The following is a 15016-nucleotide window of genomic DNA, read 5'->3' on the forward strand; positions in this document are numbered from 1 at the left end:
GATGAAATTTCCCAACTTGCGCAGCTCCCTCTGGTTGAACCACGCCTATGGTCTGTATGACCCGCGACGGTTAAACCGAAGACTTAAGTCTTGTGGAACCCTTCGGCCGCCTTTGACTGATCGTCGAGTCAAGCCATCCAGGGTCAGTTTGCGGAACTGATGAAAGAAGCAATTCGGTGTAGGGAGCATATGGTGGGGCCATAATGGCCTCCTTGCTTCCCTGGTCAACTATTCGCCCATTCTGCATTACCACCACTTCGTCACTGATGGCTTTTACTACGCCGAGATCATGTGTAATGAAGATATACGTCACACCGAACTCCCTCTGCAGTTTCATCAGCAACTTAAGTACGCCCTCCTGCACGACCTGGTCGAGGGCTGAGGTGATTTCGTCGCAGATGATGAGCTCAGGACTAGCCGCAAGAGCACGGGCGATGCTTACGCGCTGCCTCTGGCCACCAGAAAGCTCAGATGGCCGACGCGAGGCGAAGCTATCATCGAGTTCAATCTTCTTGAGTAAATCTGACACTCGTCTGGATAGCTCGGGATCGGTGATTTTTGAATAGAACGCGAGCGGACGAGCAAGGATATCCCGCACGGTGTGATGCGGATTCAGTGCAGTATCGGCCATTTGATAAATCATCTGTACGCGGCGGAGCTGCTCGCGGGAGCGATTCACATAAGAACTAGGAAGAATTCGGTCTTCGAGCACAACCTCACCACTACTTGGAATCAGTAAACCTGCAATCACCCGAGCTATCGTGCTTTTACCCGATCCGCTTTCACCGACGATTGCAACAGTCCTCCCTTTGGGGATAGTCATGGTTATTTGATCAAGAACCTTGACGCTGCCGTAATGCGCTGAAACGCCTTCTAGTTTGAGAAAAACCTCTCGAGATTGATTGGCAACGAACGGCTTTTCCAGCGACCGTACAGCCCACAATGAGCGTGTGTACTCGTGTTTCGGCTCATCTATCATCTCTCTCGTGGGCGCTTCCTCTACGCATTTTCCCTTGTGAAGAACCATAAGACGTGTAGCCATTTGGGACACTATCGCGAGGTCATGCGTGACGAAAATAGCGGCCACGTGATAACGTTCAACGACATCCTTGATCGCGGCCAATACCTCAATCTGCGTCGTCACATCGAGAGCGGTTGTGGGTTCATCAAAGATGATCAGATTCGGTTCCGGCGACATTGCCATCGCTGTCATCACTCGCTGCAGTTGACCGCCGGATACCTGGTGTGGATAGCGCCTGCCTATCTGTTCGGGTTCAGGAAGCAGTAACGCGCGAAACATATCCTTGGCATCCCGGGCCGCATTGCGACGGGTCTTGATGCCATGGACCACAGCACTTTCCACTGTCTGCCGTATGAGTCTCTGCGATGGATTGAAGGAAGCTGCGGCGCTCTGGGCGACATAGGTGATTTGTGATCCGCGGATGTTCAGTCGCTCCGACTCCGACGCGGTGACAAGGTTTCTGTTCAAGAACTCGACCTTTCCGCTCACGATTCTGCACCCCGGCCGCACATAACCCATGGCTGCCAGCCCCAGCGTCGACTTGCCTGAGCCCGATTCACCTATCAGACCTACGACTTCACCGCGATGTACACGAAGATCAATGTCGTCGATAATCCTATGCCATTGACCTTTGCTGAAACCGTCAATCACAAGGCCTTCCACGTGAAGAATCACATCGCTTTCACTCAGGTTCCTATTGGTCATCGCGTTTCCTTCAATCCGCCAACGAGTTGAAGAGTCCAATCTATTATCAAATTCATCGAGATGGTCACCATGCCTATCGCGAACGCCGGAATGAGCGGCGTTAGCGCAAGCATGGGATCGCTATCCAGGAATCCCACCAATGAAGCATTTTCCCGGACCATTGATCCCCAGTCCGCGGTTGGCGGCTGAATACCGACACCTAAAAATGAGAGCGCAGCGACGGTGAGAAAAACGTAGCAAAAGCGTATTCCAAACTCTGCTACAAGAGTCGGGATGATGTTGGGTAGAATTTCTCGCCGCATGACCCAAATCCAGCCTTCCCCCCGCAGACGGGCAACCTCGACAAATTCCATTGCTACAACGTTGACTGAAACGGCCCGAGTAAGACGATAGACCCGGGTGGCATCGAGAAAAGCAATGATCAGCACAAGGTTGAGTACGTTTGTACCGAATACGGACAGGAGCATCAGGGCGAAGATCAAAGTCGGGATTGCCATTAGGATGTCGTTCACGCGACTCATGATCTGATCTGTCCAGCCACCGCGGATCGCAGAAAGGGAACCGGCCGTCGCCCCAACGGAAAAGGAAAGCGTTGTGGTTGCTACTGCGATGAGGATGCTGTTTCGACCACCGAAAAGAAGGCGGCTAAAGACGTCTCGTCCCAACTGATCTGTACCTAACCAGAACTGGCTGCTCCAAGGTGCTAAAACGGCATCAAACGTTTGGGTTTGGCTGTAGGGTGCAATTATCGGGGCAAGGGCTGCTGCCGAGAAAACCAATAGAAGTATCGTCGTGGCGATCTTTACGTTCGCCGGCGACGAACACATCAAAGCGATAATTCGGTCAGTACGAGAGTTCTGATCGAGACCAGCCGACGAATCCGGCTGGGTTGACGCGTGATGGATTGTATTCATGAGTTATCTCGGATGCAGGAGCCTAGGATTGCTTAGTATTGAAGCGACGTCAGCGAACAGGTTTAGAACGATATAGATACCACCAAAAAGAAGCGCGCAAGCTTGAACCACGGGAATGTCGCGGCTGGCCACAGAGTCCACCATTAACTGGCCCATGCCGGGGTAAACAAAAATCACTTCAATGATGACAACGCCAACTACCAGATAGGCGAGATTGAACGCGATGACGTTGGCGATCGCCGCAACTGCATTTGGAAGAATGTGCAATGCAATGATCCGCGTGCGCCGGAGGCCCTTCAGGTTGGCCATCTCGACGTATGATTGCGTCAAGAGCGAAACAATTGCAGTACGCGTCATTCTCATCATGTGAGCCGTCACAATGAGCGTCAGTGTGAGCGCTGGAAGGAGAGTGACATAAAACCTATGTACGAGCGAGGAGTCGGGGCCAATTGACGCTATTGACGGAAAAATCCCGAGCTTCGAGCTCATGAAAAGAATCATGAGATACGCGATAAAGAATTCCGGAAACGAGATGGCGCCGAGTGTTATCAAATTCACTACTCTGTCGTACCAGGAATTTCGGTAGATCGCGGCCGTGATCCCAAGAACCAATGAAACCGGAACGGCTATGAGAGCGGTTAGACATGCGAGGAACAGGGTGTTGCCGAGACGAGGAAGCACGATTCCAGAAACCGATCGACCGCCCGTTGGCGACCATCCTGAGAAAGAGAATCCGAGGTCCCCGCGGCAGAGGTGTTCGATCCAATGCACGTACCGCAACGGCGATGGCTGAGCAAGTCCAAGTTGCGTTCGCAGCGCTGACACTGTTTCTGGAGTGGCCGATTGTCCGAGTATGGCACTAGCGAAATCTCCCGGCAGCATTTGCACAGAAAAAAATATGACCATCGAAACTGCAAGTGCTGTCACCACGCCTAGCACGATTCGTTGCAGTAACAAGATCGAGAGTTTTCTCACGTCACTGTCCTTTATCCTGTTCCAACCTGTCGCCATTTGCCCGCGAGATAGTCGGTAAATGGCCTGTTTTTCTGCGTGCGAAGTTGGACCCTCGTCGGCTCTGGGCTCCGAGTGGCCCTTGGAACCAACTTCCCATGGCAGACGATGGCTTCCGGTCGAGACGTTCGAAGCCGTTCCGAGAGGTATCGCGAATGAGGGTGAGCCTCGGATCCGTGATCGAATTTCGTTTTTGGTTCATTCCATCAAGGCACTCCGCGGAAAGCGGAAAATGATCAACAGAAAGCGCGTGCTTGTCCGTTAGTGATGCGCGGGCGGATGTTGCGAAAGTTTGTAGCCTTCTCGAAGGCCGCCGCTAATTGGATAAGTTTGTGTTCCATAAACGGTTTTGCTGCTATCTGAACCGACACTGGCATGTGGTCTATCCCGAATCCGGAGCAGAAGACGATGCTTGGCCAACCAGTGATATTGAACGGTTCGTAAAACCCTGGTTTTTCCAGATCACCCCACCTGGGCACATCCGTCATGAATGGAGCTCCATTGGCTGCACCCGCGGTAACAATCACGTCCACGTCGGCAGTTGCGGCAGCCGTTGCCATACATAACCGTCTGCGCTGCCTGACTGCGTTGACATAATCGGCGGCACTGAGTGTTGCGCCTAGCAATAGTCGAAGTCTTAGCTGCTCGCCGAAGTCAGATGGGTTGGAGCGCAACGCCTTCTCGTGAACGGAATAAGCCTCTGCTGTCAAGATCACGAAACACGTTGCCCGATACTCTTCTAGCCGCGGCATCGTCACCTGGTCTACATGTGCGCCCTGTTCCGTCCAAACTGAGATTGCGCGATCCAGACCTTCCTTGACAGCGGGCGTAACGGGGTGTTCTGTTTCATGCCAGTCTGACGCGATACCAATACGAATCCCTCGCACGTTATCTTCAGCCCGCACAGCGAGATCCGCAGGCGCTCGCTTTGCGCTGGCCGGATCCTCGCGGTCATATCCGGCCATTTCCTCAAGAAGCAACGCACAATCTTCGGCGGTCCAGCACAAGGGTCCAACATGATCCAAGGAGGGCGCGAGCGGTAAGATGCCCCGTTTGCTGCATAGACCGTATGTCGGCTTCAGCCCCACAACGCCGCATAGGGCCGCCGGCGCAGCGATTGAGCCCGCTGTATCAGTGCCTGTACCGCCTAAAATAAGGCCGGCCGCAACGGCAGCGGCAGTACCGCTCGATGAACCGGACGTGAAGCGCCGTGTATCCCACGGGTTCCGGGCTGGCGGCCACGGCAGATCGAATGACGGTCCACCTAGCGCAAATTCGTGCATCGCCAGTTTGCCCAACGATATCGCGCCTGCATCCGCGAGCGAACGCACGACGTGAGCATCACCTTCCGGCACCCAACCTTTGAGATGTTTCGAATGCGCACTAGTCTGGACGCCCTTCGTGAAGAGAATATCTTTGTGGCCGATTGGAATGCCGTCCAGCCTTCCACGTAGCTCGCCTTTCATCATCCGGTGTTCGGCCTCAATCGCTTCTTGGCGCGCCCTGTCCACCGTTACTGTAATGAATGCATTCAAGCTGGCGTCGACAGACTCGATCCTCGTTAAACACGCGTCGATAAGTTCGACCGGTGATAGTTTGCGCTTGTGTATCAGGTTCGACGCTTCAGCAATCGTAGGTATTTGCATCAAAAGATCCCTATGCAGCTAGATTGTCGAGCACTGTAAAAATATGGGAATGCTCGACGGCTTCGTTGTTTTCAATGGCGCCGGAGTATTCACAACTGCGCAGCACATGAGGCACCGCTTCCCACAACACTTTTAGGTCATGGTCCGTAATTGTGAGATCCTGTTTCTCCAGGAGATATCTCAAGTCGCTTAATGTCTCGCATCGCACCATGCTCCCCCCTAATCACTAATTGATATTGCCGCCCCGTTCGATGACCGCAGCCATGTTGAAATCCGCAGCGATGACGGAGCACTCCACGATGAATCTGTCGGTGCCATGGAGCATATCCGCAGGCCATCCTTGAATCAGATCCGAACGGTTCTCTTCTGTTTGCACCTATGTCATACGATTCTCAATACTGTCCACTGCCAACAAGTAGCCGTCCCGTAGGCCCATGTTTCTGGCGAAGGTGTTATGGGACGGATGGTAGGACTGCGATGCGGCCGAAGCAATGTGGCCAATAACGGTTAGGTATTCGAATAGTGGATAAGGGTATTCCCTATTCGTATTGTTCGCCTCAAAATTGTCTGCCCAGTACGGACGCGTGGTGTGCGCCTAAGGTCCGCTCAACGAAGCGTGGGAGTTCTGAGCAGTATCCTTCATACATTCCAGACGATGTAAACGACGGGATTCGATTAGATCCTATGAAGCGAGGCCCTCGCCAAGCTGACGCCTAAAATCAGCGTGCTGAGGTTTGCTCACGGGAGAACATCATGCGTAACGATCAGGCATACACGGGTAGTGATGACGGACTGGTGCTGGCAGTGTCGCTGGAACTGGCGGCGGCCAAATGGAAAGTCGCACTCCACGACGGCCGACGCGAGAAGCCGGCCGTGCACACGGTCGCGCAGCCGCAGGCCGCGGCGCGTCTGCAGGCAGTGCTGGACCTGATCGAGGTCCATAAAGAGAAGTGGTCGTTGCCCACCGACGTACGGATCGCCGTGAGCTATGAAGCCGGCCAGGAGGCGTTCTGGATCTGTCGCGCGCTGAATAGCCGACACATTGACTGCTATGTGGTCGATCCGGCCAGCATTCCGGTCGAACGCCATCAGCGACGCGCCAAAACCGACCGGCTCGATGTCATCAAGCTCGTCATCAACCTGCGCGCGTGGCTGCGGGGCGAGCGCGACCGCATGCACGTCGTGCACGCGCCGTCACCACACGACGAGGCATCGCGCCAGTTGATGCGCGAGCGCGGGCAACTACAGAAGGAAATCCTGCAGCACCAGGATCGCATGCGCAAGCTGCTGGCCACCCTCGGCTGCTGGGATCCGGTCGATCACCGGGCTTTCGCGGACCGGCTCGAGCGCGACGAAGTGCGCTGCCACGACGGCACGCCGTTACCGCGCGAGTTGCGCGAGCGGTTACTGCGGGAATGCGAACGCTTGGCACTCGTCGAACAGCAGCTTGCAGCGCTGGAGAAGACGCGACAGATGGACGTACCAGCACCCGCGCGCCAGCGTTGCGATGCGCTGGCGCGCCTGCAAGGGATCGGGGAAGTGGGCGCGGCACGCCTTGCCCTCGAGCTCTTCTGGCGGGAGTTCAACAACCGGCGCGAGGTCGGTGCGTGCGTAGGGCTGGTGCCGCAGCCCTACGACAGCGGCGAAAGCCAGGTCGACCAAGGAATCAGCAAACAGGGAAACCGCCGAGTCCGCGCGCTGCTGATCGAAATCGCATGGAACTGGCTGCGCTACCAGCCCAACAGCGTCCTCACGCAGTGGTTCAACCAGCGCACGCAGGGCACAGGACCGAACCGCCGCGCGCGACGGATTGCGATCGTCGCTGTCGCACGACGCCTCACGATTGCGCTGTGGCGCTATTTGAGGGACGGAGAGATACCCAAAGGTGCACAGCTAAAGTCCACATGAGCCCTCAGGTCTGGCGGGAAGGAGGTTGGGATTAGCGATGCAGGAGATAGCAGACATCGGTTTGAAGTGAACGTGCCCGTATACTGACTGGGTTGCACATGCAACCGATATTTTAGATGGGGCATGTTCCTGGGGATGGTTTCCAGCGTAACGCGCATCAGGATAAGGCTGGCGGTGACGCGCCGGCGGATAGAAGGTGGTAAGACGTTGGAGTCTTACGTGCGCGATGATCGGCTTCAAAACAAAGGAATGCAGAAGAGACGGCTGTGCGCTAACGAAACGTGAAAACCGCCTTGACAACTTGAAGCTCATAGAAGTCGGTATCAAACCGCGATATGCTTTCGGTCGTCTTTGGACCTCTTACTCCCCGCACGTGTCCTGCTAAATTTCGTCAGCACGTTGTGCGATGATGCTCGCGCTTGCGCACGGATCTACGGCATAGGAATGCGGTCGATTCTGCGCTATGCGCCACCGTTCATCATCTCATCGGTTCCGGCAAAACGTGAAAAACTCCATGCCACTCGCAACGCGAGGACAAGCCATATTGATCAATCGTCGCGCTGAAAGGGCGGATAGGAAAACCTCTGCTGGGCCTGCCGAGCAAGATCATGCTCGACCAAGTCGCGCAGTTGAACCGGACACCGACCCCGGACGTCTCACACGGTTGATACCACGCTGGCGCGTACTGCGCCGGAGGCGCGTCGTCGCTGACGATGCGCGGCCAAGCCTATCTGTTTTGCAAATAGCTAACCGTTATTGGCTACATTGTTTCAAATGTATCCACGGCCTACCATTCCATCCATAAGGTTCAATGCGAAATTCCGTTAGCGCCAGAGCCCTGCGTTCACGGCTGACGATCATTTCGCCGTTGCCGTCTCGTAGCCGTGTCACTGCCGATGAACTTACTGAGAAGTTTGTCCGCGATTGCGGGCGCGACGCAGCCATCTCGCCAATCGTATCTCGCCATTTAAGAAGGGAGGTCGGCTGGGGTGATGCATGCGTTTAACGAGCGACTAAGGAGAGAAGTCGTGCGACCACCGCTTAAATTTCTCGACCACGAGACCTTCGACGTTGTCATTATTGGCGGAGGCATTAACGGCGCCGCCGCCGCCCAGGAAATCATTGGGCAGGGTCACAGCGTCCTTCTCGTCGATAAAGGTGACTTCGGTTCGGGGACTTCGAGTCGCTCCAGTCGTCTTTTGCATTGTGGTCTGCGCTATTTGGCGCCAGGTCGTTCGATCTGGGACTTTGTTGTGCATCCCACGCGCTTTATGACAGCGATGAAAATGGCGAAACAAGCGATGGAGGCGCGGGCCGAGTTCGTCGAGACGTCATCGTTGCGCACTCGACCGCTCCAGTTCGCCTTCCCGATTTATCAGGAAGGTCCCTATCGCGCCTGGCAAGTGGATATTGCATTCCTTATTCTGAAACTGCTCGGTCCTCGCAACCCGCCTCTTGATTACCACCGTATCTCTGGTGCCGAAGCGCGTAATATGCCGCTGATGAACGAATTGCGTGATCTTGACCGTATCCATTCAGTCGCGGTGTATCGTGAGTACGAGTTCGACTGGCCCGAGCGAGTATGCATGGATTGTATCCTCGACGCGGAACGCATGGGGGCGGTCGTTCGCAATTACACCCTGGCCACGCTCGGACGGCGTCGCGACGGCGGCGTCTGGCCAGTCGTGCTTAGGGATCAATTGGACGGTGCGACCGTAGAAGTCAGTGCTTCTATCGTGCTTAACCTAGCAGGCATTTGGATCGACGAGGTCAACGCCACGCCTGAGCCAAACGCTAAACGCCGCGTGCTCGGGACCAAGGGAACGCATATTGTTGTCAAGCTCCCGAACTCCTGCGCCGGTTACGGCGTCGCAACGCTGAACAGTAAGCGCGAACCGTTTTACTGTATTCCCTGGCACGACCTGCATTATTTCGGGCCGACAGAGACCCTCTACGAGGGAAACAAAGAGGACATCCATGTCACTAACGAGGAACAGGCCTGGCTGCTCAAAGAAGCTAACCGTCTTATGCCAGGCATAGGGCTTTCGGAGAAGGAGGTTCGGCTGACCTGGGCAGGCGTCAGGCCGCTGACGTATGACAAAGCCGTTCCTTTCGGGAATCGTTCCCGGCAACTCCACGACCTTACTGAGGACGGTATGCCAAATGTACTCGCGATGACCGCCGGGCCCGTGTTGAGCCATCGTTCGGCCGGCCGCCTCTTGGCTAAGGCGGTTGCAAAGCGGCTAAGACCCCAGCACCGACGGCAACGACCAGACTATGCGCCAAAGCAGCCGCCCGCAAGCGACAGTTCACCCGCATTGGTATCGGGACTGTCAACACGACTTTCAGATCTCCAGCATGGCATACAGAAAGAACATGCCGTGACCCTCATGGATCTTCTTTTTCGGCGCACCGGACTTGGTTGGCGGCATCAATTCAGCGAGGCTGAGATCGATCAAGCAGCGTCCGTGCTAGCGACGGAGCGCGGCCTGTCCTCTGCGGAGAAGTGGCGAGAGATCGAGGCGTTCAAAATCGAATGTGAGAGGCTTTTCGGACGACGTTCTTCACAAGACTCATTCACGAGTACGATTGCCGGGAAAGACGGAGATGATTCCGGATAGCTTTGAGTAAGCTAACAGCCGTTTGTGTGGCCGATGTGAGGATCCGCTGAATGTGCTTTCCACGCACAGTCATTGTCGCTCCGATCCAAGAGTCCGATCATCGCTGTGTTGCGGATGCGTGCAAGCGAGCTGAACCGCAGGCTGGTTGGTTTAACTACATGCAGGCACGTCAGACTTGCCTGTAATAGCTTGCTTCAGCCCCAGCGTGCGGGAGATAGCCGAGCGATTCCATCAGACGATGATGGTTTTGCCAGCTCACACATTCCAGCGTTGCCTATTCGACGGATTCCCTCGTTTTCCAAGGGGCGCGGCGATGAAACAGTTCCGTCTTGTAGATGCCGTTCATCGGTTCAGGCAGCGCGTTGTCACGCTCGTCGGCCGGCTTCTGACCGACGGGTCGATTCCAGCCTCAGTCAGTCGTTGGCTGTATTGAATGCTGACGTAGTGACACGCTCCGTCTGATGTGTTCACGTGGCTCGCCAGTTCGAATGTCGGTACGGTCTTTTGTGAGAATTACTTCAAAGGACGTATCAAGTCTACCCTAGTGAAGCATCGGATGCTGGCGTGTCGATCCAGAATCGGTATCGAGGCGCACCCTATACGGGTTTCAAATACCTGACCTATTTTGGCCGGATTGTGTCGTTCACATCAGCGAGGCAGACTTCTATCGATGCCACTGCATTCGTTAGTGGCGGACAGCAACGAATCACGAATCACGAACCGCGAACGAAGAATTCGCCCAATGGAGACAGAAGATGACTGTGCTTGATGAGCGCCGGCCGCCACACTCGCGATTCGCGCAATCGGAACGACGAGTGCCTACGAGAGCGGTTGTTGCGGCGATCGCGGGCAACGCTCTTGAGTTCTATGATTTTGGGATCTACTCGTTCTTCGCGGTCTACGCAGCACGGGCTTTCTTTCCATCCTTGGACGGACTGACAGGAATTCTTGCTTCGGTCGCAGTTTTTGGGGTGGGTTTCGTGACTCGCCCTCTAGGTGCACTGCTCATCGGCCGGCTCGGCGACCACCTCGGACGCAAGCCGGCCCTGCTCCTTACCATCGCGCTGATCATTGTCGGCACTATGGGACTGGCCCTGACTCCCGACCGGGCTACCATCGGCGTCGCTGCTCCGATCATCGTGGTCGTTAGCCGGCTCATCCAAGGGTTCGGCTTGGGCGGCGAAGTTGGGCCGGCTGTGGCATTCCTCATGGAAGCAGCCCCCGAAGGACGACGCGGTTTCTATACGAGCTGGTCGACCGCCAGCCAGGGCATTTCGAGCTTCGCCGCAGGGATCGTCGGTGTCACGTTCACGTCGCTACTGGCGCCGGAGAACATGCAGAGTTGGGGATGGCGATTAGCGTTCGCCCTCGGGCTCCTACTAGTCCCGGTCGCGCTCTACCTACGCAAACAGATGCCCGAAACCTTCGATGGGCGTAGCCATGGCGCGAATACCACGGCCACCCCCTGGCGCGATTTGTGGCAGCATCGCCGTGCGATCTTGCCCGGCATGGCCATGCTCGGAGCCAGCACCGCGGTTTTCTACGTGGCGATCTACATGACCACATATTCCATCGCTGTACTGAAGATGCCACCTCATATCGGCATGCTTTCGGCGATAGTGTTGGGTGCGTCGCTGATCGTGTTTGGTCTGCTTGGTGGGTGGCTCTGTGATCGCTATAACGTCCGGTTCATAGTGGCGCTTCCATACACGGTCCTGCTCGTGGGCATCTACCCGGCATACCACCTTCTCATTCTCGCGCAGAGCGTGCCGACCCTGCTCATCGCCACCGTATTGATGAGTGCCATGCCCGCCGTGGCGGGACCCTCGGTGCTGATGCTAATCGGCGAAGCGTTGCCGGCGCGCATACGATCTCTTGGCCTCAGTGTCACTTATGCCGTTCCGATCACTATCTTCGGTGGCACCGCACAGGTTGTCGTCACCTGGTTGCTGAAACACACCGGCAATCCCGCTTCTCCAGCGTTCTATGCGGTTATGGCAAGCGCGGTCATGCTTTTTGCCATCATGGCCTTTCCAAAAGGTCTTGACCGGTTCGGTCACGCGAATGGAATTGTGTTGGATTGAAGGCGGCCTGTCCCTCGGAAGACTAGAGTTTCAAACCTATTTTCAACTGATGCAGAGAGGCATATCAATGGCAGTCGCGGAAGAAATCTGGAACCTCGTCGAAGGAAAAAAGGAAGACTTCTTCGTGCTCAGTGACAAGGTATGGGCAACGCCGGAACTGTCCTATAACGAGTTCAGATCGGTTACCCAGCATGTGGCGATGCTGGAGCAGGAGGGGTTTCGTATTGTCCGGAATGTCGCCGGCATTCCGACCGCCGTTATGGGCGAGGCCGGCGAAGGCGGACCCATCATCGCGTTCCTGGGCGAATACGACGCGCTCCCCGGACTGAGCCAGGCGGCCGGACTGGCCGAGTTCTCGCCGGTCGAAAAGGACGGACACGGACACGGGTGTGGGCACAACCTTCTTGGCGCCGCGGCTCTCTTGGCGGCGACGGCCGTGAAGGACTATCTCGCGGCTAACGGATTGAAAGGCCGCGTGCGTTACTACGGCTGTCCAGCAGAGGAGGGTGGAGCGGGCAAGGCTTTTATGGCGCGCGCAGGCACCTTCGACGACGTCGACGCCGCCATCACGTGGCATCCAGCCTTTTTTAACATGGTATGGGACTCTGGCTCTCTCGCCACTCTCGGAATCGACTTCAGCTTTACGGGGCGCACCGCCCATGCTGCAGCTACGCCGCATCTCGGCCGCAGCGCGCTGGACGCCGTCGAACTCATGAACGTCGGCGTCAACTATATGCGCGAGCACATGTCGAGCCATGCCCGCATACACTATGCCATCATCGATGCAGGCGGCATCGCGCCGAATGTCGTGCAGAGCCACGCTACGGTACGTTATTCGATCCGCGCCGCCCAACAGACGGAATTGGTCGAACTAGCCGAACGGGTCCGCAAGGTAGCCAAAGGCGCAGCGTTGATGACAGAGACCGAGGTGAGCGAAGACGTGCACGCTGCGGTCGCAAGCTTGCTTCGCAATCGTCCCTTGGAAGAAGCGCTCCACGCCAATTTGACGAAGTTGGGGCCTACTGGCTTCGACAAACGTGACCGCGCAATCGCGGCGCCTTATCAGGCGTCCTGTTCGGCGAAAGCGATCGCTGCTTCCTACGAGTTGTGGCAGCTCGCGCCGCGCGAGCACACGGTGCTGTGTGACGAAGTCTGGCCGTTGCGCGACGTCACTGAGCCGGTCATGGGATCGACGGACGTTGGTGATGTGAGTCGCACGGTGCCAACAGTGCAGCTTCTGGCGGCGACCCATGTCATTGGCCCGCCGTCCCACACTTGGCAATGGACCGCCCAGAGCAATTCGGATCCGGCGCGCAAGGGTTTGGCCTATGCTGCGAAGGTCATGGCGGCAACCGGAGCGGACGTCTTGACGGACGATAGGCTCCGCACGGCCGTCAAGGATGAGTTCCAGCGGCGAAGCGCACTTGACCCATTCACCTGCCTGATGCCCCCCGAACTGGGCCCCCGCTTGCCGCAACAGGCCGACTGAGAAGGAGTCCGTCGCAGTCCCGGACGGCCTGGCGAATCACAGTGCGGGAGTGCTCTTCGCTAGGCCCCCCGATGCCGCGCCGCGTCTGACGCTCCTTCCTTGGAGGCGAGCTGTCTACCATGCGTCGGCTCGGCTTCCGGAGTGGGGGGACGAACGTCGCTGATACGGCACCGGTGTCTGCGCGCCGACCAGGGTCGCGGGTTGTTCGCAGGAACAGGCGTCGTTGTATGGATCAACGACTGTTAGCGACGCTCGACCTTGATGCGATCCAGCCGTAACGTGGTTGCGGCGAAGTCACCTTGATTCGGACGCGCTGTCGACCGTGTCAGTTCAAATTCAAATGGGTATCGGGGGGATTGGTCGAAGATTATTAACTTAGTACAACATATAAAAAAATGTCACTGTGTCGCAGTCTGCACAGTCATTCTTCAATGATCGATGGAGATCAAATGCACAAGAAAAAGTCTGCTGCTATTGTGTTGGCGTCAACCGCACTCGTCGGCGTGGCTCATGCGCAATCGAGCGTTACCTTGTACGGTTTGATTGACGCAGGTTTTGGCTACGTCAACACCAATCAAGGCAGCCGCTATGCGATGATGAACGGTAATCTCAATGGTGATCGATGGGGGTTGAAAGGCGTAGAAGACCTGGGTGGTGGGTTGGCGGCAATTTTTCAGATTGAAAATGGTTTTAATGTCGGCACCGGCGCATTTGGTCAAGGTGGGCGCGAATTTGGCCGGCAGTCGTGGGTCGGTATCACGAGCGCCAGTGTCGGTACTCTTAAGCTGGGGCGGCAGTATGATCCGGTGGTTGACAAGGTTCAAGGGTTGACACTCGAAAGCGTCTTCGGATCTCCAGCCACAACTCCCGGAGACGTCGATAACAACGACAACAGTGCGCGCATCTCGAACGCAATCAAATACGTTAGCCCCTTGTTTGGAGGTATCCAGTTTGAAGGACTGTACGCACTGAATGGTGTGGCTGGACAGCCTGGGTCAGGAAATACCTACTCTGCGGCAGCCAGTTACACTGGCGGAGCATTGAGCATCGCGGCAGGCTATCTTCATGGAAGTAATACCGCGGCCGCCTCGGGACAGCTTCGGACCACGTGGAGTGGTACGATGGATTCGATCTTTGACGGACCCATCAGCAACGGCTATCAAACTGCTGCGACGATCGGAATAGCGCATGCAGCGGCCCGCTATCAGCTTTCTGCGCTGACGCTCGGAGCTGTGTATAGCTACGCGGCGTTTAACGCGGACGCGCAGTCGACGTTCAAATCGCAGCAGCACTTCAATTCGGGAAAAGTGTATGCCCTCTATCAGATTAGTCCCAGTGTCCTCGGCGGACTCGGATACATCTACACCCGCGCTGGAGGTGACACGTCTGCAACGTATAACCAGGTGACGGCGGGCGCTACCTACGCCTTGTCGAAGCGCACGGACTTCTACGCGGTTGCCGCTTACCAGCATGCGAGCGGAACGCAGCGGACGGCCGCAGGAGGGCTCGTTGATGCAGTCGCGTCGGTCGGTTCATATGGGCTGACTGGAAACGGTAACTCCCAGACACTGGTGGTTGTCGGTATGCGTCACCGATTCTGACATCCAAAGATGCAGA

Annotated in this window: 9 protein-coding genes and 1 pseudogene; 5 read left to right on the top strand and 5 right to left on the bottom strand. The window is 56.4% G+C overall.

Translation table 11 applies throughout. From position 1 onward, the window contains the following. Nucleotides 1-70 precede the first annotated feature (70 nt). The 4 genes from B0G76_RS08300 to B0G76_RS08315 all read right to left on the bottom strand — a co-directional run bounded on the left by B0G76_RS08300 (nucleotide 71) and on the right by B0G76_RS08315 (nucleotide 5297). Complete coding sequence (locus tag B0G76_RS08300; RefSeq protein ID WP_102630900.1) at nucleotides 71-1726, bottom strand: ABC transporter ATP-binding protein; 1656 nt, start codon at nucleotides 1724-1726, stop codon at nucleotides 71-73. Continuing rightward, nucleotides 1723-2640 (bottom strand): ABC transporter permease, encoded by a 918-nt coding sequence (locus tag B0G76_RS08305; protein ID WP_116140869.1) that lies wholly within the window; start codon nucleotides 2638-2640, stop codon nucleotides 1723-1725. Before B0G76_RS08305 ends, B0G76_RS08300 begins: the two co-directional genes overlap by 4 nt. Before the next feature lie 3 nt (nucleotides 2641-2643). Continuing rightward, nucleotides 2644-3615 carry an ABC transporter permease gene (locus tag B0G76_RS08310; protein ID WP_116148400.1) on the bottom strand — a complete coding sequence of 324 codons (972 nt, stop codon included), beginning with the start codon at nucleotides 3613-3615 and terminating at the stop codon, nucleotides 2644-2646. A 272-nt stretch (nucleotides 3616-3887) separates the two neighbouring features. Continuing rightward, complete coding sequence (locus B0G76_RS08315) at nucleotides 3888-5297, bottom strand: amidase (protein ID WP_116140870.1); 1410 nt, start codon at nucleotides 5295-5297, stop codon at nucleotides 3888-3890. A gap of 753 nt (nucleotides 5298-6050) precedes the next feature. On the opposite strand from B0G76_RS08315, the gene B0G76_RS08325 reads away from it, so the two are divergent. Further along, nucleotides 6051-7205, top strand: a complete 1155-nt coding sequence (locus B0G76_RS08325; RefSeq protein WP_116140872.1) for an IS110 family transposase — start codon at nucleotides 6051-6053, stop codon at nucleotides 7203-7205. A 1028-nt stretch (nucleotides 7206-8233) separates the two neighbouring features. After that, nucleotides 8234-9826, top strand: coding sequence for an FAD-dependent oxidoreductase (locus tag B0G76_RS08330; protein WP_102630903.1), 1593 nt, complete (start codon nucleotides 8234-8236; stop codon nucleotides 9824-9826). Nucleotides 9827-9995: 169 nt separating this feature from the next. Here B0G76_RS08330 and B0G76_RS08335 read toward each other — a convergent pair. Further along, nucleotides 9996-10279, bottom strand: a pseudogene (locus B0G76_RS08335) (IS3 family transposase); the annotation flags it as partial. Between the two features lie 302 nt (nucleotides 10280-10581). On the opposite strand from B0G76_RS08335, the gene B0G76_RS08340 reads away from it, so the two are divergent. The 3 genes from B0G76_RS08340 to B0G76_RS08350 all read left to right on the top strand — a co-directional run bounded on the left by B0G76_RS08340 (nucleotide 10582) and on the right by B0G76_RS08350 (nucleotide 15000). Then, nucleotides 10582-11910 carry an MFS transporter gene (locus tag B0G76_RS08340; protein ID WP_116140874.1) on the top strand — a complete coding sequence of 443 codons (1329 nt, stop codon included), beginning with the start codon at nucleotides 10582-10584 and terminating at the stop codon, nucleotides 11908-11910. A gap of 67 nt (nucleotides 11911-11977) precedes the next feature. Next, nucleotides 11978-13399, top strand: a complete 1422-nt coding sequence (locus tag B0G76_RS08345; RefSeq protein WP_116140876.1) for an amidohydrolase — start codon at nucleotides 11978-11980, stop codon at nucleotides 13397-13399. A gap of 449 nt (nucleotides 13400-13848) precedes the next feature. Then, on the top strand, nucleotides 13849-15000 hold the full coding sequence (locus tag B0G76_RS08350) for a porin (protein WP_116140878.1): 1152 nt from the start codon (nucleotides 13849-13851) through the stop codon (nucleotides 14998-15000). Nucleotides 15001-15016: the final 16 nt, after the last annotated feature.

It is taken from the genome of Paraburkholderia sp. BL23I1N1, assembly GCF_003610295.1.
Classification (GTDB): domain Bacteria; phylum Pseudomonadota; class Gammaproteobacteria; order Burkholderiales; family Burkholderiaceae; genus Paraburkholderia.

Coding starts and splice junctions, on each gene's coding strand:
- B0G76_RS08300 (WP_102630900.1), bottom strand. CDS start 1,726: ATGACCAATAGGAACCTGAGTGAAAGCGATGTGATTCTTCACGTGGAA.
- B0G76_RS08345 (WP_116140876.1), top strand. CDS start 11,978: ATGGCAGTCGCGGAAGAAATCTGGAACCTCGTCGAAGGAAAAAAGGAA.
- B0G76_RS08305 (WP_116140869.1), bottom strand. CDS start 2,640: ATGAATACAATCCATCACGCGTCAACCCAGCCGGATTCGTCGGCTGGT.
- B0G76_RS08340 (WP_116140874.1), top strand. CDS start 10,582: ATGACTGTGCTTGATGAGCGCCGGCCGCCACACTCGCGATTCGCGCAA.
- B0G76_RS08315 (WP_116140870.1), bottom strand. CDS start 5,297: ATGCAAATACCTACGATTGCTGAAGCGTCGAACCTGATACACAAGCGC.
- B0G76_RS08350 (WP_116140878.1), top strand. CDS start 13,849: ATGCACAAGAAAAAGTCTGCTGCTATTGTGTTGGCGTCAACCGCACTC.
- B0G76_RS08325 (WP_116140872.1), top strand. CDS start 6,051: ATGCGTAACGATCAGGCATACACGGGTAGTGATGACGGACTGGTGCTG.